Annotated in this window: 20 protein-coding genes; 15 read left to right on the top strand and 5 right to left on the bottom strand. The window is 43.7% G+C overall.

The window, feature by feature from the left end; translation table 11 throughout:
* The first annotated feature begins 50 nt into the window (after positions 1 to 50).
* Together pta and MKX49_RS25055 are read left to right on the top strand one after the other, a co-directional pair.
* A complete protein-coding gene (gene pta / locus MKX49_RS25060; protein ID WP_048683577.1) occupies positions 51 to 1,037 on the top strand; it encodes a phosphate acetyltransferase in 987 nt (328 codons plus the stop codon).
* A 34-nt stretch (positions 1,038 to 1,071) separates the two neighbouring features.
* Positions 1,072 to 1,920: a lipoate--protein ligase family protein gene (locus tag MKX49_RS25055; protein WP_340878165.1), complete on the top strand. Its 849-nt coding sequence runs from the start codon at positions 1,072 to 1,074 to the stop codon at positions 1,918 to 1,920.
* A 225-nt stretch (positions 1,921 to 2,145) separates the two neighbouring features.
* Here MKX49_RS25055 and MKX49_RS25050 read toward each other — a convergent pair whose 3' ends face one another.
* Entirely contained in the window at positions 2,146 to 2,892 is a 747-nt protein-coding gene (locus MKX49_RS25050) for an RsfA family transcriptional regulator (RefSeq protein WP_251541626.1), read from the bottom strand.
* A gap of 270 nt (positions 2,893 to 3,162) precedes the next feature.
* Between MKX49_RS25050 and MKX49_RS25045 the strand changes: the two genes are divergently transcribed.
* The 3 genes from MKX49_RS25045 (at position 3,163) to MKX49_RS25035 (ending at position 5,470) form a co-directional block, all read left to right on the top strand.
* The gene (locus tag MKX49_RS25045; protein WP_048683566.1) at positions 3,163 to 3,384 is read left to right on the top strand and encodes a DUF1450 domain-containing protein; all 222 of its coding nucleotides are present in this window, start codon (positions 3,163 to 3,165) and stop codon (positions 3,382 to 3,384) included.
* 236 nt (positions 3,385 to 3,620) lie between these two features.
* Entirely contained in the window at positions 3,621 to 4,928 is a 1,308-nt protein-coding gene (locus MKX49_RS25040; RefSeq protein ID WP_340878162.1) for an HD domain-containing protein, read from the top strand.
* Positions 4,929 to 4,960: 32 nt separating this feature from the next.
* A complete protein-coding gene (locus MKX49_RS25035) occupies positions 4,961 to 5,470 on the top strand; it encodes a YwgA family protein (protein ID WP_034315899.1) in 510 nt (169 codons plus the stop codon).
* 29 nt (positions 5,471 to 5,499) lie between these two features.
* Here MKX49_RS25035 and MKX49_RS25030 read toward each other — a convergent pair whose 3' ends face one another.
* Positions 5,500 to 5,685, bottom strand: a complete 186-nt coding sequence (locus MKX49_RS25030; RefSeq protein ID WP_034315897.1) for a 2-hydroxymuconate tautomerase — start codon at positions 5,683 to 5,685, stop codon at positions 5,500 to 5,502.
* A 158-nt stretch (positions 5,686 to 5,843) separates the two neighbouring features.
* Between MKX49_RS25030 and MKX49_RS25025 the strand changes: the two genes are divergently transcribed.
* Both MKX49_RS25025 and MKX49_RS25020 read left to right on the top strand, forming a co-directional pair.
* Complete coding sequence (locus MKX49_RS25025) at positions 5,844 to 6,500, top strand: site-2 protease family protein (RefSeq protein ID WP_340878616.1); 657 nt, start codon at positions 5,844 to 5,846, stop codon at positions 6,498 to 6,500.
* Between the two features lie 42 nt (positions 6,501 to 6,542).
* Positions 6,543 to 7,052, top strand: coding sequence for a YwhD family protein (locus MKX49_RS25020; protein WP_063589657.1), 510 nt, complete (start codon positions 6,543 to 6,545; stop codon positions 7,050 to 7,052).
* A 150-nt stretch (positions 7,053 to 7,202) separates the two neighbouring features.
* Here MKX49_RS25020 and MKX49_RS25015 read toward each other — a convergent pair whose 3' ends face one another.
* Positions 7,203 to 9,272 (bottom strand): transglycosylase domain-containing protein, encoded by a 2,070-nt coding sequence (locus MKX49_RS25015; RefSeq protein WP_072272219.1) that lies wholly within the window; start codon positions 9,270 to 9,272, stop codon positions 7,203 to 7,205.
* Positions 9,273 to 9,479: 207 nt separating this feature from the next.
* On the opposite strand from MKX49_RS25015, the gene speE reads away from it, so the two are divergent.
* From speE to argS, 4 genes are all read left to right on the top strand, one after another.
* Positions 9,480 to 10,307, top strand: coding sequence for a spermidine synthase (gene speE, locus MKX49_RS25010; RefSeq protein WP_034315891.1), 828 nt, complete (start codon positions 9,480 to 9,482; stop codon positions 10,305 to 10,307).
* 14 nt (positions 10,308 to 10,321) lie between these two features.
* Positions 10,322 to 11,200 (top strand): agmatinase, encoded by an 879-nt coding sequence (gene speB, locus MKX49_RS25005; protein ID WP_053536907.1) that lies wholly within the window; start codon positions 10,322 to 10,324, stop codon positions 11,198 to 11,200.
* A gap of 261 nt (positions 11,201 to 11,461) precedes the next feature.
* Positions 11,462 to 11,902 carry a DUF1934 domain-containing protein gene (locus MKX49_RS25000; RefSeq protein ID WP_048683553.1) on the top strand — a complete coding sequence of 147 codons (441 nt, stop codon included), beginning with the start codon at positions 11,462 to 11,464 and terminating at the stop codon, positions 11,900 to 11,902.
* A gap of 3 nt (positions 11,903 to 11,905) precedes the next feature.
* Positions 11,906 to 13,576, top strand: coding sequence for an arginine--tRNA ligase (gene argS, locus MKX49_RS24995; RefSeq protein ID WP_340878161.1), 1,671 nt, complete (start codon positions 11,906 to 11,908; stop codon positions 13,574 to 13,576).
* A 49-nt stretch (positions 13,577 to 13,625) separates the two neighbouring features.
* On the opposite strand, the gene uvsE is transcribed toward argS, so the two are convergent.
* Entirely contained in the window at positions 13,626 to 14,579 is a 954-nt protein-coding gene (uvsE, locus tag MKX49_RS24990) for a UV DNA damage repair endonuclease UvsE (RefSeq protein WP_340878160.1), read from the bottom strand.
* A 28-nt stretch (positions 14,580 to 14,607) separates the two neighbouring features.
* The gene (gene cls, locus MKX49_RS24985; RefSeq protein ID WP_340878159.1) at positions 14,608 to 15,810 is read right to left on the bottom strand and encodes a cardiolipin synthase; all 1,203 of its coding nucleotides are present in this window, start codon (positions 15,808 to 15,810) and stop codon (positions 14,608 to 14,610) included.
* A 292-nt stretch (positions 15,811 to 16,102) separates the two neighbouring features.
* On the opposite strand from cls, the gene MKX49_RS24980 reads away from it, so the two are divergent.
* The 4 genes from MKX49_RS24980 to MKX49_RS24965 all read left to right on the top strand — a co-directional run bounded on the left by MKX49_RS24980 (position 16,103) and on the right by MKX49_RS24965 (position 21,677).
* Positions 16,103 to 18,232 (top strand): (Fe-S)-binding protein, encoded by a 2,130-nt coding sequence (locus MKX49_RS24980; RefSeq protein ID WP_340878615.1) that lies wholly within the window; start codon positions 16,103 to 16,105, stop codon positions 18,230 to 18,232.
* A 197-nt stretch (positions 18,233 to 18,429) separates the two neighbouring features.
* Positions 18,430 to 19,620 carry an acetyl-CoA C-acetyltransferase gene (locus tag MKX49_RS24975; RefSeq protein ID WP_063574642.1) on the top strand — a complete coding sequence of 397 codons (1,191 nt, stop codon included), beginning with the start codon at positions 18,430 to 18,432 and terminating at the stop codon, positions 19,618 to 19,620.
* Between the two features lie 33 nt (positions 19,621 to 19,653).
* Complete coding sequence (locus MKX49_RS24970; RefSeq protein ID WP_283866836.1) at positions 19,654 to 20,505, top strand: 3-hydroxybutyryl-CoA dehydrogenase; 852 nt, start codon at positions 19,654 to 19,656, stop codon at positions 20,503 to 20,505.
* Positions 20,506 to 20,540: 35 nt separating this feature from the next.
* The gene (locus tag MKX49_RS24965) at positions 20,541 to 21,677 is read left to right on the top strand and encodes an acyl-CoA dehydrogenase (RefSeq protein ID WP_340878157.1); all 1,137 of its coding nucleotides are present in this window, start codon (positions 20,541 to 20,543) and stop codon (positions 21,675 to 21,677) included.
* Positions 21,678 to 21,684 lie beyond the last annotated feature (7 nt).

Below are 21,684 nucleotides of genomic sequence, written 5' to 3'. Positions count from 1 at the left end.
TTAAATATAGAAAAAATGGGGGAAACGTATCTAAAAAGGAGGAAGAGCCAATGAGTGATTTATTTGAAATATTGGAATCGAAAATTATGGGACATAATTTAAAGATCGTTTTTCCGGAAGGGTTGGATGAACGGATTTTGGGGGCGGCAGGCAGGCTTGCCCAAGCTAAACTGGTGACACCGGTATTGATCGGGGATATCGGGTTGATTCAAGAGAAGGCAAAAGACTTAAAGATCTCCCTTGATGCAATCGAAATATATGATCCGAAGAATTATATCATGATGGATGAAATGGTTGAAGCGTTCGTGAAGGTCCGTGATGGTAAAGCGACCGATCTGCAAGCACGTGAAATCTTAACGGATGAGAACTATTTTGGAACCATGCTCGTCCATATGAAACTGGCACATGGAATGGTTAGTGGCGCAACGCATTCGACTGCCGATACGGTTCGTCCAGCCTTAAAGATCATTAAAACAAAGCCGGGCGTCCAAAAAACCTCGGGAGTGTTCATCATGGTCCGGGAGGAAGAGAAATATGTATTCGCGGATTGTGCAATCAATATAAACCCCAGTTCCCAGGACCTGGCTGAAATTGCTATAGAAAGTGCGAAGACTGCATTAATGTTCGATATCGAACCGCGTGTGGCGATGCTGAGCTTTTCCACAAAGGGATCGGCAACATCCCCCGAGACCTTAAAAGTGGTTGATGCGGTCGATTTGGCAAAAGAAATGGACCCTGAAGTCATTCTTGATGGGGAATTTCAGTTTGACGCGGCCTTCGTTCCTTCTGTGGCAAGGAAAAAAGCACCGGATTCCCTTATTCAGGGGGATGCGAATGTTTTTATTTTCCCAAGTCTCGAAGCAGGGAACATTAGCTATAAGATGGTACAGCGCTTGGGTGGCTTCGAAGCGGTCGGTCCGATCCTTCAGGGGCTGAATCGTCCGGTGAATGACCTTTCGAGGGGATGCAGTGAAGAGGATGTATATAAACTGGCTGTCATTACAGCGGCACAGGGGTTTGTGGCGCAGTATCAATAGGCAGCTTGAGGATTAAATGTAGAGGGAGATTCGTATGGGTGAGACAGATTCATTATTAATGCAGCAAGAGTGGAGGATTATTGATCAATCTTCCGTTGGACCTCAGTTTCCTGCTCTGGAGTCCTTTGCGATGGATGATACATTTTGCGCTTCCGTTGGGTCAGGTAAATCAGCGGCCGTAGCCAGGGCGTGGGTACACCACCGAACCATCGTCATGGGTATACAGGATACGAAGTTGCCTTTTCTTAAAAAGGGTTTGGATCATTTGGATGAACATGGTTTCCGGGCCATCGTGAGGAATTCGGGAGGGCTGGCAGTCGTCCTGGATGAGGGGGTCCTTAATTTTTCGCTCATTTTTCCTGAAAACGAGCAGAAAATTGAAATCAATCGTGGATATGATGCGATGTGGAAGCTTGTCCAATTGATGTTTTCCGATTTCCCAGTCAAGATGGAGGCGCGGGAAATCGTCGGTTCCTATTGTCCTGGCAGTTATGATTTAAGTATAAATGGGCAAAAGTTTGCGGGTATATCCCAACGCAGGATCCGCAATGGCGTAGCGGTGCAAATCTATTTGTGTGTCAATGGAAGCGGGGCTGAACGTGCCAGTCTCGTGAAGGGTTTTTATAATGCAGCTAAAGGAAATGCAGAAACCAAATTCGCTTATCCTGATATCGTCCCTTCGGTAATGGCGTCCCTAACCGAATTGTTGGGTGTGCAATTGAGTGTTCAAGACGTGATGCTCAGATTCCTTCGAGTATTGAAGGAACATAGCGAAAAGATATTCTCTGACACGCTTTCCGCTGAGGAATGGCCGCTGTATGAGGCGTACTTGACGAGAGTGGTCGAACGCAATGATAAAGTATTCGATGCATTAAAGGATTGATATGAAAGAAGCCGTTCCATTAAGTCAGGAATGGCTTCTTTCATTTAATACGACTTTAGCATTCACTGAAACTGTAAAAGGACTGTATGATAGGCGGAGATAGTATTCCTTCTTTCTTGAAACAATGAAAAAAAGAGCCTTGTTGGCTCCCTTTTTCGGATAAATAGGGGTGAAACGGCCTCTGGCATGTGGTTGATCTATATAACAGAACCCCACATTATCTTATTACTCGGCCATTTTTTCCAAATTGCCATTCCGGTCCATCTTGAACTTAGTTGCCGGACGTTCCTCTTCCTCTAACAAGACCAGCTTTCTTGCTCGATTCATGATATTCATCAAAGTTTCATAATCTTCCTGCATCAACCCGCTGTTTTGTTCTAGGTGGCTGATTTTATTCTCCAAATCTTCGTTTCGCTTTTTCAGCCCTTTAATTTCAAGCTTCAATCTTTCATTTTCGGTTTTTAATACTTCGGCTTGAAGCATGCGGCCGTTCATGGATTCCAAATAGGCGATGACGGCATCAAGGCTCATGGCCGTTTCCAAAGTAACTGGTGTGTGCTGTGCCTTAGGAGCGAGGGCTTCTGCCACAACGAATTCCTCTGCTGCTTCATAATTGGTAGTATCGACTTCGGATTTCAACTCTAGTTCCTCTTCTTGTACATGGGGAACCATTATGTCGGAAATCGTTGGGGACGGCGGTGTATAAAGAAGCCGTTTTTTTCCTCCTTGATCTTTTCCAAGGATCCTTTGCCGCTGCTTACGCTGTTTCTTGGCAAGGGATAGTGCTTTATCATAATTATGGCGGACGACTGCATTCCAGCGGAATCCGCATGCTGCAGAGGTGCGATTCAACTTATCTCCTACCTCTTCAAAAGCATTAAGCTGAGTGCTGCCTTCCCGCACATGGCGCAATACCGTTTCTGCCAAAAGCAAATCATCTTCTTCTGTCCAGGCGTCTTGACGAACCTTCATTTCTACATACTCCCTTTCTGGTAACTTTTAAAATAAATAACTATATAAAATATCGTGTGGCAGTGATTTATGGAGGGTTCTACTAGCATTTTGGACAAAATATGGATTTTTTATACAAAAAGGTTAAAAGGATACTAGTTTTTTGATTAATTACATCATTTTTCACATCATTCAGCCCTCTTGATATTCATAAGTAGAAACGGTAAAATACCCTTTAGTCATATAAATGGATGAAATACAGTTTGTCATGGAAAGGATGGTGACCGGAGGATGTCCAATGAATTCAGAGTGTGCGATGACTGCTTGGCGGTAAACATAAAAACATTGATCCCGCGTCTTGAAAAGCTTGATCCCGACGCGAAAATTGAAGTGGGCTGCCAATCCTACTGCGGTCCTGGCAGAAAGAAGTCTTTTGCCTTTGTCAATAACCGTCCGGTTGCTGCACCGACAGAAGACGAGTTACTAGATAAAATCAATAAAAAACTAAAGTAGGATCCATGATATATAGGTAGAGTGGATTATTTCTTAATGATATATGGAACCAGTAATCATCACCCAGATTCGACACACTGCGGTGATTTTTTATTTCCTTATTTTCGAGACAAAACCAGACTGAAACTTCCGTTTTCTTACAAAATGCCCCCTCTTACTAGCAAGGTGGAAGTTAGGGTTTTTTGTCAAAACACGCTATAATGAGTGCATCGAGATTATGAAAAAGAGGGTAGTTCATGGGATATTCCGGCGAAAAATTACAAGAAGAAAAAGTATTCAAGGATCCGGTGCACCGATATATACATGTTCGTGACCGGGTTATATGGGATTTAATAGGGACGAAGGAATTCCAGCGGCTTCGTAGGATCAAACAGCTGGGAACGACTTATTTAACCTTTCATGGTGCGGAACATAGTCGGCTTAGCCATTCGCTTGGAGTATACGAGATTGTCCGGAGAATCGTGGATGATGTTTTCGAGGGCAGACCGGAATGGAAACCAGAGGAGCGGTTACTATCCTTGTGCGCAGCCCTCCTGCATGATTTGGGTCATGGTCCTTTCTCTCATTCTTTTGAAAAAGTGTTTGATCTGGATCATGAGCAATTCACGCAGCAGATAATCGTCGGCGATACGGAAGTGAATAAGATCCTCCTTAGAGTTGGGCGTGATTTTCCAAAAAAAGTGGCAGAAGTCATCGCGAAAACCTATAAAGGCAAATTAGTAGTCAGCCTGATTTCAAGTCAGATCGATGCTGATAGAATGGACTATTTACAGCGTGATGCTTATTTCACTGGCGTGAGTTATGGACATTTCGATATGGAAAGGCTTTTGCGTGTGATGAGGCCAAGGGAAGAACATGCCGTCATAAAGCAGAGCGGGATGCATGCGGTTGAGGATTATATCATGAGTCGCTACCAAATGTATTGGCAGGTTTATTTCCATCCAGTTACGAGAAGTGCGGAGGTCATACTTACAAAGATCCTACATAGGGCGAAACATTTATATGAATCCGGTTATGAGTTTGCTCAAGAACCGCACCATTTTTATTCATTGTTCAAGGGAGAAGTGACTTTAACGGACTATTTGAAAATGGATGAATCGGTGATGCTCTATTATTTCGAAGCATGGGAAGAGGAAAACGATGCGATTTTAAAAGATTTATGCACTCGCTTCGTTAACCGTACACTATTTAAATATGTGGAATTCCATCCGTCGAACAGTCAAATGAACAGATTGATGGAATTAAGGACGCTATTCAAGAAGGCAGGCATCGATCCGGATTATTATCTTGTCGTCGATTCCTCATCAGATCTGCCGTATGATTTTTACCGGCCAGGTGAGGAAGAGGAGAGACTTCCGATTCACTTGCTTAAAAATAATGGCGAAATTCGTGAATTATCACGTGAATCCGAAATTGTCGATGCAATTTCAGGGAAAAGAAGAACGGATCATAAGTTGTATTATCCAGCGGATTTATTGCGTGATGAATCTACGAAGAAAAATATTAAAAAACAGATCCGCAAGCTTTTGGAGCTATCGGATTAAAGTGGTACATTTTTGGTGAGGAGTGACGAGCCTTGTTTAAGGATCATGCAAACATTATCAATGCAATTTCTACTGCCGGTGAAATCTCGGGTCGGAAAAAATTACAAAAAATCGTTTATATCGCGAAGAAGCTGTCCTTCCCATTTCATGAAAAGTTTCAGTTTCACTTTTATGGACCGTATTCGGAGGAGTTGACCTTACGGATTGAAGAGCTCTGCGAAATGGGCTACTTGAATGAAGTAAGGGAAAAAAAAGCAGGCTATTATCAATATTGTTATTCGATAACGGATGCCGGCCAGGATTTCCTATCCATACAGGAAGTGGAGATGCCGGCACTTGAGGCATGCTTACAGGATATGAACGAGCAGAATGCCAGGTTTTTGGAGCTGGTTTCAACGGTGCTATACTTCGACACGCTTGAAAAAGAGGAAGTCACCGAGAAAATTTTTACGCTGAAAAGCAAACAAAAATATACCCTTGAAGAAATTGATGAGGCATATGAATATATTGAGCAGTTAAAAACAAAAGCTAAGCCGAATTGATGGCTTAGCTTTTCCCCATTATGTAAATCTTATAGATCGCTTTTACGGACACCGGCTACTGCTAAATGATTTTTTGACATTTCTTCAATGAAAATCGTCACGGCTTCAGCTGGTGCTCCAGTTGTTTCCGTCACGGCTGCAGTCACCTTTTCGACTAAAGCCTTTTTTTGTTCGTCTGTACGGCCTTCAAGCATTTTGACTGTTACATATGGCATCTCTTTTCCCCCCCTTCCTCTCTTATCTTGTAGTGTTTCACAATGGAAAAAGAATTGCAAGACACGGAAGTCAGAGTTTTTTCACTTCTTGAGTTTTTGATGTATACTAACGGTAATAAACATTGGGGGAGAAGCTATCGATGGAATTCATTGATCAAATAGAACGGTTTTTGGTTTATCCTTTGGAAAAGCTTCCATATGTCATTGTGTCACTGTTGATCGCATTTACGGTTCATGAATTTTCCCATGCTTATGTGGCCTATAAGTTCGGTGACCCGACTGCCAAGAATGAAGGAAGAGTCACATTGAATCCGATTTCTCATTTGGATCCGATCGGAACTCTGTTGATATTAATAGCCGGATTTGGTTGGGCGAGACCTGTTCCGGTTAATCGTTTTCATTTCAAGAATCCAAAATTGGCAGGAGTGCTCGTCTCTTTTGCCGGTCCGTTCAGTAATTTGCTTGTTGCAATTTTGGGGTACTTGATTTTTTACGGATTGATTGCCGCAGGCGTTGGACCTGATTTACCGTTTTTCGTCGAGCCTTTCTTAAGTATACTCATAAATTTAAATGTCCTTTTATTTGTATTTAATCTGTTACCGCTGCCGCCTCTCGATGGTTATAGGATCGTTCAGGATCTTGTTTCCGCAGACTTGCGGGCAAAAATGACCCAGTATGAACAATATGGCTCACTGATTTTTTTGATTCTGATCATTACACCGCTGAGTCAATATACAATTAGACCGGTTTTGAATACTGGTACCAAGTTTGTGGGAGACACCTTGAGTCAATTTTTTTCACTTTTGTTTTTTTAACCAATAATAAGGAATGACAAAACGATAAAGGGGGATATGAACATGGAAGAACAACCAAAGAAAAAGGTAGGCTTCAATATTATAAAAAACGACCCAACAGAAGGTCATGGCGGATATGGGGCAGGGGTATTAACGCTCGATAATATTTCCCCGGTCATCATCGATGTGGATGCAGGTGAAGCAGAGGTCGATATCGGAGCGATGCATGCAAGAAGTGCAGTGGAAAAAGGGATCAAGTTTTTAAAGACTAAAGAGGAAGTCCCGAATGCCAAACCTTACTGGCTTGTTTGGGTGACCATTGAAGCCACTCAAAATGGTCCGCACTATGCAGGTGTGACAGCATGTGAAATGATGGTCGACAGGTCAATTAGACGCGGTTACAAATCGCTCCCGGAGCATGTTAACCGGATGGATAAATCGCTAAAACGAAAAATCATCGTTGAGGACATGGACGATAAATCAAAACGTGTGCTTGCAGACTTCCTGAAAAATCATGATGCGGGAATGTGGGAGCGTTCTTCAGATCAGCTGAAGGAGTCATTGACGGTTTGAATCTCGTTTGATGGATGAAATGTTAAGTTTAGTGAAAAATGCACTTGTAGGAAAGCGATAAAATCAGTAAACTTAAAGACAGCAGTTTAGTCACTGTGGAACTAGGACAGAAAAACCCCCGAAGCCGCTGCAGGCTTCGGGGGTTTTTCGTTATCCCCAAGGTTTTAAGACTTTCTTGTACCACGGGGCCTTTTTATGTTCTTCTTCTTTTGGGGCATGTTTCGGATTCTCACCCTTAAAGTGCTCGGCACAGTATTCGACAGGCTCGGTTCCTTTAACATAATAAGTCATTCTTGAGACGGGACAATCCTTTGTGGCCAATTTTCCGCTTACGGGATTCACATTTACCCCGATTACGTTTTCGGTTTCCTTAAATGATTTTGCTGGTTTACCTTTTAGCCCCTTTTCCATATAGGAAGCCCAGATTTTCTTTGCATAGCCTTTTTCAGCAGGGATCTCGATCTTTTTGCCTTGGTCATATCCAGTCCATACTCCTGCTACAAGCTCCGGTGTGTAACCGATCATCCAGCTATCCGTCGGGGTGGAGCCTGATTTGCCGGCATATGGGCGGGTCAGCCGGGAACTGATGGTGCTGCCGGTCACTTTCGTATAGCCATTTAACGTTTCATCGAAAACACCTGTAAGCATCTGGGTCATGACAAATGCCTTGTCCTTATCAAGAATCTGTTCCGGTTTCTCCTTTTCATCAAAAATCACTTCACCTTTTTGATTTTCCACCTTTTTGATAAACACGGGTTCAACCTTCTTGCCGCCGTTAGCCAGAATGCTGTATGCGTTCACCATTTCAATCGCCCTAACACCTGACGTACCGAGTGCCAGGGAAGGGACCGCATCCATCTTCGCCGTGATTCCGAATCGACGCGCCGTATCGACCAATGACTGTTCCCCAAGGAACAAATGTGTTTTTACGGCGAAGATATTATCGGAAAGAGCAATGGCCTGAGCCATCGTGATTTCGCCTTCCGCATATTGATGGTTGTAATTATGCGGTGTGTAAGATGAGTGACCATCATCGAAAGAAAATGTAGTTGTCTCGCTTTTCAAGGTGGTGGACGGTGTGAAACCATTCTCCAGCGCTGAATAGTATAGCAATGGCTTCATGGTTGAACCAGGCTGGCGAACGGCCTGTGTGGCCCGATTGAATGGAGACTCGGAATAATCTTTACCGCCGACCAGCGCACGGACCTCCCCGGTATCCGGATCCATTGCCACTATCGAGGCTTGAATGCCAGAAGACTTGGGTATGGTATTGGAAAGGACCTCTTCAGCAGCATCCTGCTGGGTTTCGTCCAGTGTCGTATACACCTTAAGGCCGCCGAGCTCGATCGTCCGGTCATCTAAATGAAGCTGAGATTTTAAAGCCTGCTTGACGGCATCCTGGAAATAAGGAGCGGTCTTCTTGGTGACCGTTCCGTGTTCCCCTTTTAATGTAAGGGATGTTCGCAGCGCTTCCGCGATATCCTTTTCTGAAACGTAGTTTTTGCTTTTCATGGATTGCAGGACAACTTTCTGCCTTGATTTCGCTTTTTCAAAGTTATCCAATGGAGAATAGTTTGACGGCCCTTTTGGTATTCCGGCCAGCATGCTCGCTTCAGGAAGAGTCAAATCCTTGGCATCCTTGCCAAAGTAATATTGACTTGCAGCTTGGGCTCCATATGCACCATGGCCATAGTAAATCGTATTTAAATAGCCTTCTAGAATTTCCTTTTTGGAGTAGTTCATTTCTAAACGTATCGTATAAAAGGCCTCATTAAGTTTGCGCGACCACGTTTTGTCATGCCCAAGAAACAGGTTCCGGGCATACTGCTGGGTAATGGTGCTTGCACCCTGGACCTTGGACATTGCCTTAATATCGGCAAGGATGGCACCGCCGATCCGCTTTATATCAAATCCATAATGAGTGTAAAATTGGCGGTCCTCAACGGCGACAGTCGCTTTGATGAGCTGTGGTGAAATCGACTCCATTCCGGCCCAATAACGCTTCTGGCCATTATCTGTTTCACCGATCACATTTCCATCATCACTGTAATAGAGAGTGGACTGCGGCACGACCAAAGGAGGCGGACCTAATATTTTTGCATAAATCAGTAAAGAGAGAAGCAATACAAAGAGTATTGTCAGCCCGATTGTGGCAAGGATAATGAAGGCCCGTACATATTTAGTTGTCCTTTTAAATCGTTCGCTTGGAATCAATTCCATTGCTTTCACCTCTCTTATCAGGTAAGAATCTAGTATCTATTACTATTATGGAAAAAAAAGAAAATTTTAAACATAAGAACTGCATTTAAGAAATTTATCTTGCAATTCTGCTAGATTCGTCTATAATTTTTCTAGCTAATGACTATACCGATTTTGGGGAACCTATAAGGTGACTGACAATATGAAATGGAAAAGGAGCGTTAATAAATGAGCATTTGGTTTACTGAAAAACAAACAGAGAACTTTGGTATTACGATGAAAGTGAATCGTACTTTACATACGGAGCAAACTGAGTTTCAAAAGCTTGATATGATTGAAACGGAAGAGTGGGGCAATATGCTATTGCTGGATGACATGGTAATGACTTCACAGCGCGATGAATTCGTTTACCATGAAATGGTAGCCCATGTTCCTTTATTTACCCATCCTAATCCAGAAAACGTTTTGGTTGTAGGTGGAGGGGACGGAGGAGTTATCCGTGAAATCCTTAAACACCCAAGCGTAAAAAAAGCTACATTGGTGGATATCGATGGGAAAGTCATCGAATACTCAAAGAAATACCTGCCGGAAATTGCAGGCATGCTTGAAGATCCGCGTGTAGACGTACAAGTTGGGGATGGCTTCATGCACATCGCCAAAAGTGAAAATGAATATGACGTGATCATGGTTGACTCAACTGAACCTGTCGGACCTGCTGTCAATTTATTCACAAAAGGTTTTTATGCCGGGATTTCCAAAGCTTTGAAAGAAGATGGGATTTTTGTGGCACAATCCGACAACCCTTGGTTTAAAGCGGACTTAATTCGCGATGTTCAACGTGATGTGAAAGAGATATTCCCAATCACGAGCCTGTATTTAGCGAATATCCCGACGTATCCAAGCGGCCTTTGGGCGTTCACGATCGGATCGAAAAAATATAATCCATTAGAAGTGACTGAAGATCGTTTCCATGAAATGGAAACTAAATATTATACAAAAGAACTTCATAAAGCAGCATTCGTTCTGCCTAAATTCGTTCAAGATTTAGTGAAATAAGGGAGGCATGGACCATGAAATTCGATGAAGCCTATTCAGGCAATGTATTCATTAAAAGCCACCCTGTTTTTGAGGAATCTGAAGCTGTGCTATACGGCATGCCGATGGACTGGACGGTAAGTTTCCGTCCGGGTTCCCGCTTCGGCCCTACCCGGATTCGTGAAGTTTCGATTGGTTTGGAAGAGTACAGCCCGTATTTAGATCGTGAATTAGAGGAAGTTAAATTCTTTGATGCCGGGGATATTCCATTACCATTCGGCAATCCGCAGCGCAGTATCGATATGATTGAAAACTTTGTCGACAGCTTGTTGGATGCAGGTAAGTTCCCAATGGGGATGGGAGGGGAACATCTTGTCACATGGCCTGTCATCAAAGCCATGTTCAAAAAGTATCCCGATATGGCCATCATCCATATGGATGCCCATACAGATTTACGTGAGGATTATGAGGGAGAGCCGCTTTCCCATGCGTCCATCATCCGTAAATCCGCAGAACTTATCGGCCCGAAAAATGTATACTCTTTCGGCATTCGTTCAGGTTTGAAGGAAGAGTTCCAATGGGCAAAAGAAAATGGCATGCACATCTCTAAATTTGAAGTTCTTGAACCTTTGAAAGAAGTATTGCCGCAGTTAGCTGGCCGTCCTGTATATGTGACGATCGACATCGATGTTCTTGACCCTGCGCACGCGCCGGGTACAGGCACCGTAGATTGTGGAGGCATCACTTCCAAAGAGCTTTTAGCTTCGATTCATGAGATAGCACGGTCTGAAATTAATGTGGTCGGCTGCGATTTAGTAGAAGTGGCACCGATCTATGATCCATCCGAGCAAACTGCGAATACGGCGAGCAAGCTGATTCGCGAAATGATTCTAGGATGGGTTCAAAAAGGTTAATGATGGAAGACTTGACTGTTCCTGTTTTATAGCGGGAATGGTCTTTTTTTATCCATGGATAAGAATTAATGGCTCTTTTTGAATTATTCCGCCCAATGAGTCATTATTGCGTTAAAATCAAATGGATTGCAACAACATGATTTCGACAGTTTATCCTCACACTTTTGGATTAACACTTTATTTTCCGCTCCAAGTTGAAACTTCCTTGAAGAATATTTATACTTATAAAGTTAAGAACGACATGATGAAGGAAGTGTAGCTTTGACTCTTCATGATATAGATAAGCATGCTATTAAAGTGACTTTACAGACAAAAATCAAGCACGGTTCAGAAACGGAAACGTATGAGCTGGTCACATTTGGTACAAAAATGTATAAAGGTGCAGATTTATATTTGCAATATAAAGAGGAAAATGAAACCGGTCAAACACAAACGACCATCAAACACAAACCGGATGAAACGATCCTGCTTAGAAATGGTGCCATTAAAATGAGGCAGCTTTTCCGCCTGCAGGAAGCGACAAATGGGCATTACGAAAGTATATATGGCAGGTTAGGATTACGGACGACCGCGAAGAAGATCCATCATCAATGGGATGAGCAGGCCAAGCAAGGGAAACTTGTCCTTAAATATACGTTACATATGCAGGGAAGCGAACCTGGTCAATATGAGATGACGATTTCCTACAAGGAGGAAGCATAACGCATGAATATAGTAAAAGAGGTACAGGAAAAACTGAAAGAAGAGATTAAAGCGGCAGTCATTAAAGCTGGTTTAGCAACGGAAGAGCAAATTCCAAATGTTGTATTGGAACTGCCAAGAGATAAGACACACGGAGATTATTCCACGAATATGGCCATGCAATTAACGAAGATTGCAAAGAAAGCGCCAAAGATGATAGCAGAGGCAATCATCGAAAACTTTGACAACTCAAAAGCATCCATCGAAAAAATTGAAATAGCAGGACCGGGTTTCATCAACTTCTACATGAATAATGCTTATTTGACGGAATTGGTTCCTGTCATTTTGAAAGTGGATGAAGCATATGGGGAAAGTGACTTTGGTAAAGGCGAAAAAATCCAAGTGGAGTTCGTTTCCGCAAACCCGACCGGTGATCTCCATCTTGGTCATGCCCGTGGTGCAGCAGTAGGTGATACGTTATGTAATATCCTCTCTAAAGCCGGTTACGATGTTTCACGTGAATACTATATCAATGATGCCGGAAATCAAATCAATAATTTGGCCATTTCCATAGAAGCCCGTTATTTCCAGGCGATTGGCCTCGAAAAGGATATGCCTGAGGGCGGTTATCATGGCGAAGATATCATTGGCATCGGTAAGACACTTGCAAGTGAGTATGGGGATAAATATGTAAATGTCGATGAGAAGGAACGTTTTGAATTTTTCCGTGAGTACGGCTTGAAATATGAAATGGAAAAACTGAAAACGGACTTGGGTAATTTCCGTGTCGGATTTGATGTATGGTACTCCGAAACATCCCTTTATCAAGACGGTAAAATTGATGAAGCACTTAAGGTGTTGAGGGAAAGGGGCCATGTTTACGAGGAAGATGGGGCTACATGGTTCCGCTCTACGGAATTAGGCGATGATAAAGACCGGGTGCTTATTAAGCAGGATGGTTCTTACACATATTTGACACCGGATATTGCCTATCACCGTAATAAATTGGAGCGCGGCTTTGAAACGCTGATCAATATCTGGGGTGCAGACCACCACGGGTATATACCGCGCATGAAAGCAGCGATCGAAGCATTAGGGTACAACCGCGAGCAGCTTGAAGTGGAAATCATCCAGCTTGTCCACCTGTACAAGGATGGCGAGAAAATGAAGATGAGTAAACGTACCGGTAAAGCAGTTACGATGCGTGACCTGATTGATGAAGTGGGTCTGGATGCAACACGTTATTTCTTTGCAATGAGAAGTGCGGATACCCATATGGACTTTGATTTGGATCTTGCGGTCTCACAATCCAATGAAAACCCGGTTTATTATGCACAGTATGCCCACGCCCGTATTTCCAGCATTTTGCGCCAAGGTGTGGAACAAGGGATCAGCTATGAAGGAGTCACTGATTTCTCTTCCCTATCTACTGAAAAAGAAGTGGAGCTTTTGAAGAAATTAGGAGAATTCCCGCAGGCAATAGCGGAAGCAGCCGAAAAACGGATGCCTCACCGTATGACGAATTATATATACGACCTGGCTTCTACATTCCACAGTTTCTACAATGCAGATAAGGTTCTGGATGTTGAAGAAATGGAAAGAAGTAAGGCTCGCCTTGGACTGGTCAAATCCGTCCAAATTACGTTAAAGAATGCATTGGCCATCATCGGGGTTTCGGCACCGGAAAAAATGTAATGGAAAAAAGCGGCTGTTTCGAGCGAAACAGCCGCTTTTTTTAGGTTATTTAGCACTCAATGGCTCCTCCGCTCACCCTTTTTACACCTCGAATCTTAGCCATATCTTCAATCAGCTGCAACATTGCCCGATCCTTCATCTTGGCCTCGATCATGAAATCCACGTCCTGTCCAAGATCCTTAAGCACTTTAAAAAGGGGCATGATGAAGTCCAAATCGATATAATCTGCATGCGAGCGAAATTCACCTGCCGATTTTGGGGATGAAATATGGATCTTTGGTACCGCTCCTGCTTGTTTCCAAGTGGTGAACACCTCGGTGAGCAGCTCGTTAAGCGGCTCATCCGAAAGGTTTGCGAGATGATGGTGATAATCGAATACAAGCGGGATGCCCTCCCTTTTACATACGCCGAGGGTTTCAGATGCTGTATAGGTTTTATCATCATTCTCCAAAGTCATTCTTTCCTTGATGTGCATAGGCAGCGATTTAAGGTTGTCATGAACCCTTACAAGGGCGGACTCTTTATCACCATAGGCCCCACCGACATGGATATTGATGAAAGAGGTGTCCGCAATGCCCATTGCATCAAGCATTTTATAATGGAACTCCATATCTTTCACGGCATTTTGTGTGATCTCGGGCTTAGGGCTGGTGAACAGCGTAAACTGATTGGGATGAAAGCTGAGCCGCATCTTGTGTGCAGTGGCCCAATCGCCAAGCTGTTTCCACTCTTTCTTAAAAGGAGTAACGAAATCCCATTCGATTTCGGGATGTGTGGCTAAAGGAACAATGGAACTGGACATCCGGTATACTTCTATTTGGTGTGCCGTGTTATATTGAAGGACCCTTAAGGTATTTTCAATGTTCTGCCTTGTCACATCCAGGAGCTTTTCCATTCCTTTTTCTGCGCTAAGTGTGCTATATCGCTTGAAAGTAAGTGTCTTAGCCGGAGAAGCCTCCCATAAACAGGTGGCATTGGATACGAACCCAAATCTTATTATCATTATATTTTTCTCCTTGAGCAAAGGGTTGTCAAAGAAAAGGAGAAAGGATGGAAGCCAGCGATTCTTTTGCTGAACGGACTACATTCATACTGGAAAGAGCATCCCCGTTTAGCGGCTTGGATTCGGCCAGGTCCACTGCCAATTCCTTTTCTACATCTTTTATAAATGTCCGGTCAAATACGATGCAGTTCATTTCACTATTTAAAAAACAACTGCGTTTATCAAAATTAGCCGTACCGATATCACACATTATATCATCGATCAATATCACTTTAGAATGGTAGAACCCTCTTTGAAATTGCATGATTTCCGCCCCGTCTTTTATTAGTACCCGAAAATAGGGAAAAGAAGCTTCCTTTACAAGGGCGTGGTCTGAAATTTCAGGTACGATGACCGTAACGGAAACATTGCGTGCAAGGGCATCCCTTAATTCCTGAAATAAAGTTTCACTGGGAATGAAGTATGGAGTCCCGATAATGATTTTTTTAGTCGCTTGACGAATCATGTTTGTCAGTGACTGTTCAAGATCACTGCCATTCGTGACGACAAACTGATGGGCCTGCGTCCCGGGAGTCAATGTCGGAAAATAGGCAGGCGTTCCTCTGTAATCCTCGTTTGTATCATAGAACCAATCCGAAAGGAAGACTTCCTGAAGGTCTTTTACACCTTCCCCGGTCATTTTTAAATGGTAATCCCTCCATGGGTTCAGCTTCTCCCCTTGGTTTATATACTCCTTACCGATATTAAAGCCGCCAAGATAGCCGATTTTTCCATCTATCACCGAGATCTTACGGTGATTTCTTTTTTGTATGGTATAGAAAAGGAAGGGGAGTTTCGGTTTAAAGCTGAAAGAAAAATGAACGCCGCTTTCAGTCAGCTCCTGAATGGTTTGGCGGGACATCTTTTTACTCCCTATCCAATCGACTAAAAGCCGCACTTCCACGCCCTCTTCCGCTTTTGACTGCAGTAACTTCAAAAAGTCCTTGCTGAATTTATCATTTTTTACTATATAAAAAAGGATATGGATGGAATCCTGAGCTTGCCTGACTTCCTTGATATAATCTTCAAACAGGATTTTCCCTGATGTGAATACAGTCATTTCGCTATTCCGAGGCGGATATTTAATGTTGGTTGCGTGCTTCAAATAACGCTTATGCCCTACCTTAAGATCAACCCAGCACCAAGAGAAGATCAATAAAAATATAGAGGCAATCGTAGTGATTATCTTCAAAAAAAATCCCCCCTAAATGATTATATTTAGTTTGGCTCTAATTCCCTGTCAGTAACCATTAAAAAGGGGGAAAGGGTCTTCATTTTTTTTGAATGCAGAAGGGTAATGCATGGATTTGTCGAATTATATAATTAAGGGGCAGAAAAATTAAATGGTTTTTAAAAGAAAAAAGTTGACTGAATGCTCATTCATTATATAATGGAATTAATCAAATTTCAGAAAAATGCCAAATTTCCCATAATGGTACCTGGCATTTTGCAATTTACTAAAGAGGGGGAAAGACTGCATGGAAATGAATGGTTTACTGTGGATCAACTTAGTTGCATTCCTGCTTGTAACCGCTTACGCCGCCGGTTTGTTTGTCTATTTGATAAAGACTCGTATTGCTTATATAAAACTTGGCAAAAAAGTGGAATTCGATAACCGTGTGAAAGATCGTCTTGTCAAAATAGGGATTTATGTATTTGGACAGAAGAAACTCTTTAAAGATAAAAAGAGCGGGATCATTCATGCCTTGTTATTTTATGGTTTCATATTAGTGCAATTTGGCGCACTTGATTTTTTCGTTAAAGGCTTAAGGCCGGGGTGGCATTTACCGTTCGGCCCTGTTTATCCGGCCTTTACTTTCTTCCAGGAAATTGTGACGCTTACCGTTCTTGTTGCAATCCTATGGGCGGCATACCGCCGTTATGTCGAAAAGCTCGTTCGCTTGAAAAGGGATTTCAAAGCAGGTTTGGTTGTCATCTTCATTACCGGTATCATGATCACCGTATTACTGGGGAATGGAATGGGGATGATCTGGCATGGACACGATGCAACCTGGTCAGAGCCAGTCGCATCGAGCATCGCATTTCTATTCGGCTGGATGGGGACAACAGCGGCAACCGTCGTTTTTTATGTAGCTTGGTGGCTGCATTTACTGATCATATTATCTTTCCTTGTTTATATCCCGCAATCTAAGCACGCTCATTTGATTGCCGGTCCGATAAATGTATTCCTTAATCGCCTGGACAATCCGGGGAAATTGAAACCGGTTGATTTGGAAGAAGAGATTCTCGACAAAGAAGGCAATCAATATTACGGTGCCAAATATATCGAGGACTTGACGCAATATCAAATGGTGGACCTCTATGCCTGTGTGGAGTGCGGTCGCTGTACGAATATGTGCCCGGCTACAGGTACCGGGAAAATGCTGTCCCCGATGGATATCATAATCAAGATGCGTGACCATTTAACAAATACAGGCGCTGCCGTTACAACGAAGCAGCCATGGGTTCCATCTTTTGTTTTTGGAAATACGAAGGGAAATAAGATCGCTTTGGCTGGTGCCGCGCAGGGGGCGCAGGAATCAGCTGCAGCAACAGAAGCATACAGTCCGAGCCTGATTGGCGAAGTCATTACGGAAGAAGAACTTTGGGCTTGCACCACATGCCGGAACTGTGAAGATCAATGCCCGGTAATGAATGAACATGTCGACAAAATCATTGATATGCGCCGTTATCTAGTTCTTACTGAGGGCAGACTTGATCCCGATGCACAGCGTGCCATGACCAATATCGAGCGTCAAGGGAACCCGTGGGGATTAAATCGTAAAGAGAGAGAAGATTGGAGAAGCCTTCGGGAAGATGTCAGCGTCCCAACCGTGAAGGAATTAAAAAAGGCAGACGAAGAATTCGAGTATTTATTTTGGGTGGGTTCAATGGGGTCGTACGATAACCGAAGCCAGAAGATTGCCCTTTCCTTTGCTAAATTATTGAATGAAGCGGGCGTCACATTTGCAATTCTCGGAAATAAGGAGAAAAACTCAGGGGATACTCCACGTCGATTGGGTAATGAGTTTGTTTTTCAGGAACTTGCCGTGAAAAATATAGAAGAATTCCAGAAGAATGAAATAACGAAAATCGTGACGATCGATCCGCATGCATACAATATCTTTAAGAATGAGTATCCGGATTTTGGCTTGGAAGCGGAAGTGTATCACCATACTGAGCTGTTGGCCAAACTTGTCAGTGAAGGCAGGCTGGTGCCGCAGTATCCGGTGAATGAGACGATTACATTCCACGATTCCTGTTACTTGGGAAGGTACAATGAAGTTTACAGCCCGCCGCGTGAAATCTTACAATCCATTGATGGAGTGAAACTTATTGAGATGGAGCGTAACCGTGAGAAGGGTATGTGCTGCGGAGCTGGAGGCGGTTTGATGTGGATGGAAGAAGAAACTGGAAACCGCATTAATGTGGCCCGTACCGAACAAGCGCTGGCCGTCAGTCCAACAGTGATCAGCTCAGGATGTCCTTATTGCCTGACCATGCTATCTGATGGGACGAAAGCAAAAGAAGTTGAGGAAAATGTTAAAACGTATGATGTAGCTGAACTACTCGAAAAAGCGGTCATTGGTGAAAATAAATCGATTGCCTCTTAATTTTAAATGGAATAGCCTGCTTCCTCTAAATGAGATTCAAATGGGAGTAGGCAATATTTTCAATATTTATAAACTAAATATTTTCATTTTTGAGAAAAATGTGTAATATAATATAATATTAAGCGCTTACAACACTATTTTTTTAACTCCAAATTGAGCGAGCGTTCAATCAATGTTACTTATAGGGGGAAATAATGATGGCGAAAACAGTGATTATTAGCGGTGTGAGAACACCTTTTGGTAAATTCGGCGGTGGCCTTAGCAGTTTGACGGCATCACAACTTGGTGGAATAGCAATCAAAGAGGCACTTGTTCGGGCAGGGATTGAAGGCAGCCAAGTGGACGAGGTCATCATGGGGAATGTGCTTCAAGCAGGCCAAGGCCAAATACCGTCCCGCCAGGCAGCCCGTCATGCTGGATTGCCTTGGGAAGTGAAAACGGAAACCATTAATAAAGTATGCGCATCAGGACTTCGCAGTGTCACATTGGCTGATCAGATCATTCGCTTAGGTGAAGAAGAAATCATTGTTGCCGGGGGAATGGAATCGATGAGCAATGCACCTTATATCCTTCCGAAAGCAAGGTGGGGCCTAAGGATGGGTGATGGGGAACTGAAGGATACGATGATATCGGATGGACTTAGCTGCAGTTTTACGGGCGTCCATATGGGGACTTACGGTAACAGTACAGCCGAGGATCTTGAAATCACCCGTGAGGAACAAGATAACTGGGCTTATGAGAGTCACCAAAAAGCGATAAAAGCAATCGATGGCGGAATTCTTGCAGAAGAAATCATTTCCGTACAGGTGCCGGTCCGAAAAGGCGAACCAATTACCATCGAACATGATGAAGCCCCAAGAAAAGATACATCTGCCGGAAAGTTGGCTAAACTAGGTCCAGCTTTCAATAATGAGGGGACCATTACGGCTGGTAATGCACCAGGTGTCAATGACGGGGCAGGTGCACTCGTATTGATGAGTGAGGAACGTGCTGAAAAAGAAGGGAAAACGCCTTTTGCCTATATTTTAGCTCATGCAGAAGTGGCAGTGGAAGCAAAGGACTTCCCTAAAACGCCAGGTCTGGTAATAAATGAACTTCTGAAGAAGACAGGTAAATCGATAGAGGAGATTGATTTATTTGAAGTGAATGAAGCATTTGCTGCGGTTGCATTGGCCAGCGGGAAAATTGCCAACATCGAGCCGGGAAAAGTGAATGTAAACGGAGGGGCTGTAGCATTAGGTCACCCGATCGGGGCAAGTGGTGCCCGCATCATCATTACGCTGATGCATGAACTGAAACGCCGCGGAGGGGGATTGGGCATCGCAGCGATCTGCAGTGGCGGCGGTCAGGGAGATGCCATTTTAATAGAAGTGCCTAAGCAAGGATAATAGTTTCATAGATAAATGAGGAGGGATATTCCCATGGGCATTCAAAAAGTGATGGTCATTGGTGCGGGACAGATGGGATCTGGCATTGCCCAGGTCTGTGCAATGAGCGGTTATGAAGTTCTTTTACACGATTTAAAAGATGAGTATGTAGAAAAGGGTTTAGGGACTATTGCCAAAAACCTATCGCGGCAGGTTGAAAAAGGGAAAATGGAATCCGAGGAGAAGGATGCAATCCTTTCCCGGCTTACTTCCTCAACGAATTTGAAAAATGCAGCTGCAGTAGATTTGGTGATTGAAGCGGCAGTGGAAAACATGGAAATAAAAACAAGAATATTCGCCGAGTTGGATGAAATCACGCCCCGGCACGTCATTCTTGCATCCAATACTTCTTCGCTACCGATTACCGAGATAGCCGCTGCCACGAAAAGGCCGGAAAAGGTAATTGGCATGCACTTTATGAACCCGGTTCCAGTCATGAAGCTGGTTGAGGTCATCCGCGGCCTTGCTACAGCGGATGAAGTTTATCAAGAGGTTGAAAAGATGGCTGAATCCTTGAATAAGGTACCGGTGGAAGTCAATGATTTTCCAGGTTTTGTAGCGAATCGGATTTTGATGCCGATGATCAATGAGGCCATCTTTACACTTTATGAGGGCGTCGCTACTAAAGAAGCGATCGATGACGTAATGAAACTGGGCATGAACCATCCGATGGGCCCGCTTACGCTAGCTGACTTCATCGGCCTGGATACATGCTTGTATATAATGGAAACCCTTCACCAAGGACTGGGAGACGATAAATACCGACCGTGTCCGCTGTTAAGGAAATATGTAAAGGCTGGGTGGTTAGGCAAGAAATCAGGACGGGGCTTTTATGAATATAACTAATCATGGAAAGATGTGCAGCCAGGGAGGGATGAAGGATGGATTTCAAGTTTACCGAAGAACATGAAATGATGCGGAAAATGGTAAGCTCTTTTGCGGAGAATGAGATCACTCCTCATATCGAGGCAATGGAAACAGGCGTGTTTCCAAAAACGATTCTGCAAAAAATGGGTGAGCTTGGTTTGATGGGAATTCCGATTTCAGAAGAATACGGTGGCGCGGGTATGGACTTCATGTCTTATATCATTGCCATCAATGAGATTTCCAAAGTAAGTCCCACTCTCGGTGTCATACTGTCCGTTCATACATCTGTTGGCACAAATCCAATCGTTTATTTTGGAACGGAAGAGCAGAAGCGAAAGTATGTGCCTAAGTTAGCCGCTGGTAAAAATTTAGGGGCCTTTTGTTTGACTGAGCAAAGCTCAGGTTCCGATGCTGCGAGTTTGAAATCGAAGGCAGTGGCAGTAAGGGAAGGCGGACAATATCGAATAAATGGGTCCAAGGTTTTTATCACCAATGGCGGGGAAGCGGATGTGTTCATTGTTTTTGCTTCAACCGACCCTCAAAAGGGAAGCAAGGGAATCTCTGCTTTTGTCGTAGAAAAAGGGACGCCAGGTTTAATCATCGGAAAAGACGAACGTAAAATGGGCCTTCATGGCTCGAGCACCGTGCAGGTAACATTCGAGGATATGAAAGTCCCTGCAGCCAATCTCCTTGGCAAAGAAGGTGAAGGCTTTAAGATCGCCATGGCCAACTTGGATGCTGGAAGGATCGGGATTGCCGCTCAAGCGCTGGGAATTGCTGAGGGTGCCATGGAACATGCTGTCCGATATGCAAAAAGCAGGGAGCAATTCGGAAAACCCATTGCAGAACAGCAAGGGATTGGTTTCAAACTGGCCGAAATGGCAACGGGCATAGAAGCTTCAAGGCTACTCGTCTATCGGGCGGCATATTTACGCTCGCAGGGGTTGAATTGCGGTAAAGAGGCTGCAATGGCTAAGCTATTCGCTTCGAGGACGGCCGTTGAGGTGGCGATAGAAGCAGTCCAGGTGTTCGGAGGCTATGGATATACAACGGATTATCCGGTCGAACGATATTTCAGGGATGCGAAGGTAACTGAAATTTATGAGGGTACAAGCGAAATACAGAGAATGGTCATCAGTAAAAATCTATAATTACGAG

The sequence above is a fragment of the Peribacillus sp. FSL M8-0224 genome, assembly GCF_038003055.1.
Lineage (GTDB): Bacteria > Bacillota > Bacilli > Bacillales > DSM-1321 > Peribacillus > Peribacillus frigoritolerans.
The sequence above is the reverse complement of the archived record's forward strand: the minus strand, read 5'-3'. Positions and strand labels throughout refer to the sequence as shown.

Excerpts from the sequence above, each read along its gene's own strand:
- MKX49_RS25030 (WP_034315897.1), bottom strand. The coding sequence starts at position 5,685 with ATGCCATATGTAACAGTCAAAATGCTTGAAGGCCGTACAGACGAACAA.
- MKX49_RS24970 (WP_283866836.1), top strand. The coding sequence starts at position 19,654 with ATGGGCATTCAAAAAGTGATGGTCATTGGTGCGGGACAGATGGGATCT.
- MKX49_RS24965 (WP_340878157.1), top strand. The coding sequence starts at position 20,541 with ATGGATTTCAAGTTTACCGAAGAACATGAAATGATGCGGAAAATGGTA.
- speB (WP_053536907.1), top strand. The coding sequence starts at position 10,322 with ATGAAATTCGATGAAGCCTATTCAGGCAATGTATTCATTAAAAGCCAC.
- MKX49_RS25055 (WP_340878165.1), top strand. The coding sequence starts at position 1,072 with ATGGGTGAGACAGATTCATTATTAATGCAGCAAGAGTGGAGGATTATT.
- pta (WP_048683577.1), top strand. The coding sequence starts at position 51 with ATGAGTGATTTATTTGAAATATTGGAATCGAAAATTATGGGACATAAT.
- MKX49_RS25050 (WP_251541626.1), bottom strand. The coding sequence starts at position 2,892 with ATGAAGGTTCGTCAAGACGCCTGGACAGAAGAAGATGATTTGCTTTTG.
- speE (WP_034315891.1), top strand. The coding sequence starts at position 9,480 with ATGAGCATTTGGTTTACTGAAAAACAAACAGAGAACTTTGGTATTACG.
- uvsE (WP_340878160.1), bottom strand. The coding sequence starts at position 14,579 with ATGATAATAAGATTTGGGTTCGTATCCAATGCCACCTGTTTATGGGAG.
- MKX49_RS25045 (WP_048683566.1), top strand. The coding sequence starts at position 3,163 with ATGTCCAATGAATTCAGAGTGTGCGATGACTGCTTGGCGGTAAACATA.
- argS (WP_340878161.1), top strand. The coding sequence starts at position 11,906 with ATGAATATAGTAAAAGAGGTACAGGAAAAACTGAAAGAAGAGATTAAA.
- MKX49_RS25020 (WP_063589657.1), top strand. The coding sequence starts at position 6,543 with ATGGAAGAACAACCAAAGAAAAAGGTAGGCTTCAATATTATAAAAAAC.
- MKX49_RS24980 (WP_340878615.1), top strand. The coding sequence starts at position 16,103 with ATGAATGGTTTACTGTGGATCAACTTAGTTGCATTCCTGCTTGTAACC.
- MKX49_RS25015 (WP_072272219.1), bottom strand. The coding sequence starts at position 9,272 with ATGGAATTGATTCCAAGCGAACGATTTAAAAGGACAACTAAATATGTA.
- MKX49_RS24975 (WP_063574642.1), top strand. The coding sequence starts at position 18,430 with ATGGCGAAAACAGTGATTATTAGCGGTGTGAGAACACCTTTTGGTAAA.
- MKX49_RS25040 (WP_340878162.1), top strand. The coding sequence starts at position 3,621 with ATGGGATATTCCGGCGAAAAATTACAAGAAGAAAAAGTATTCAAGGAT.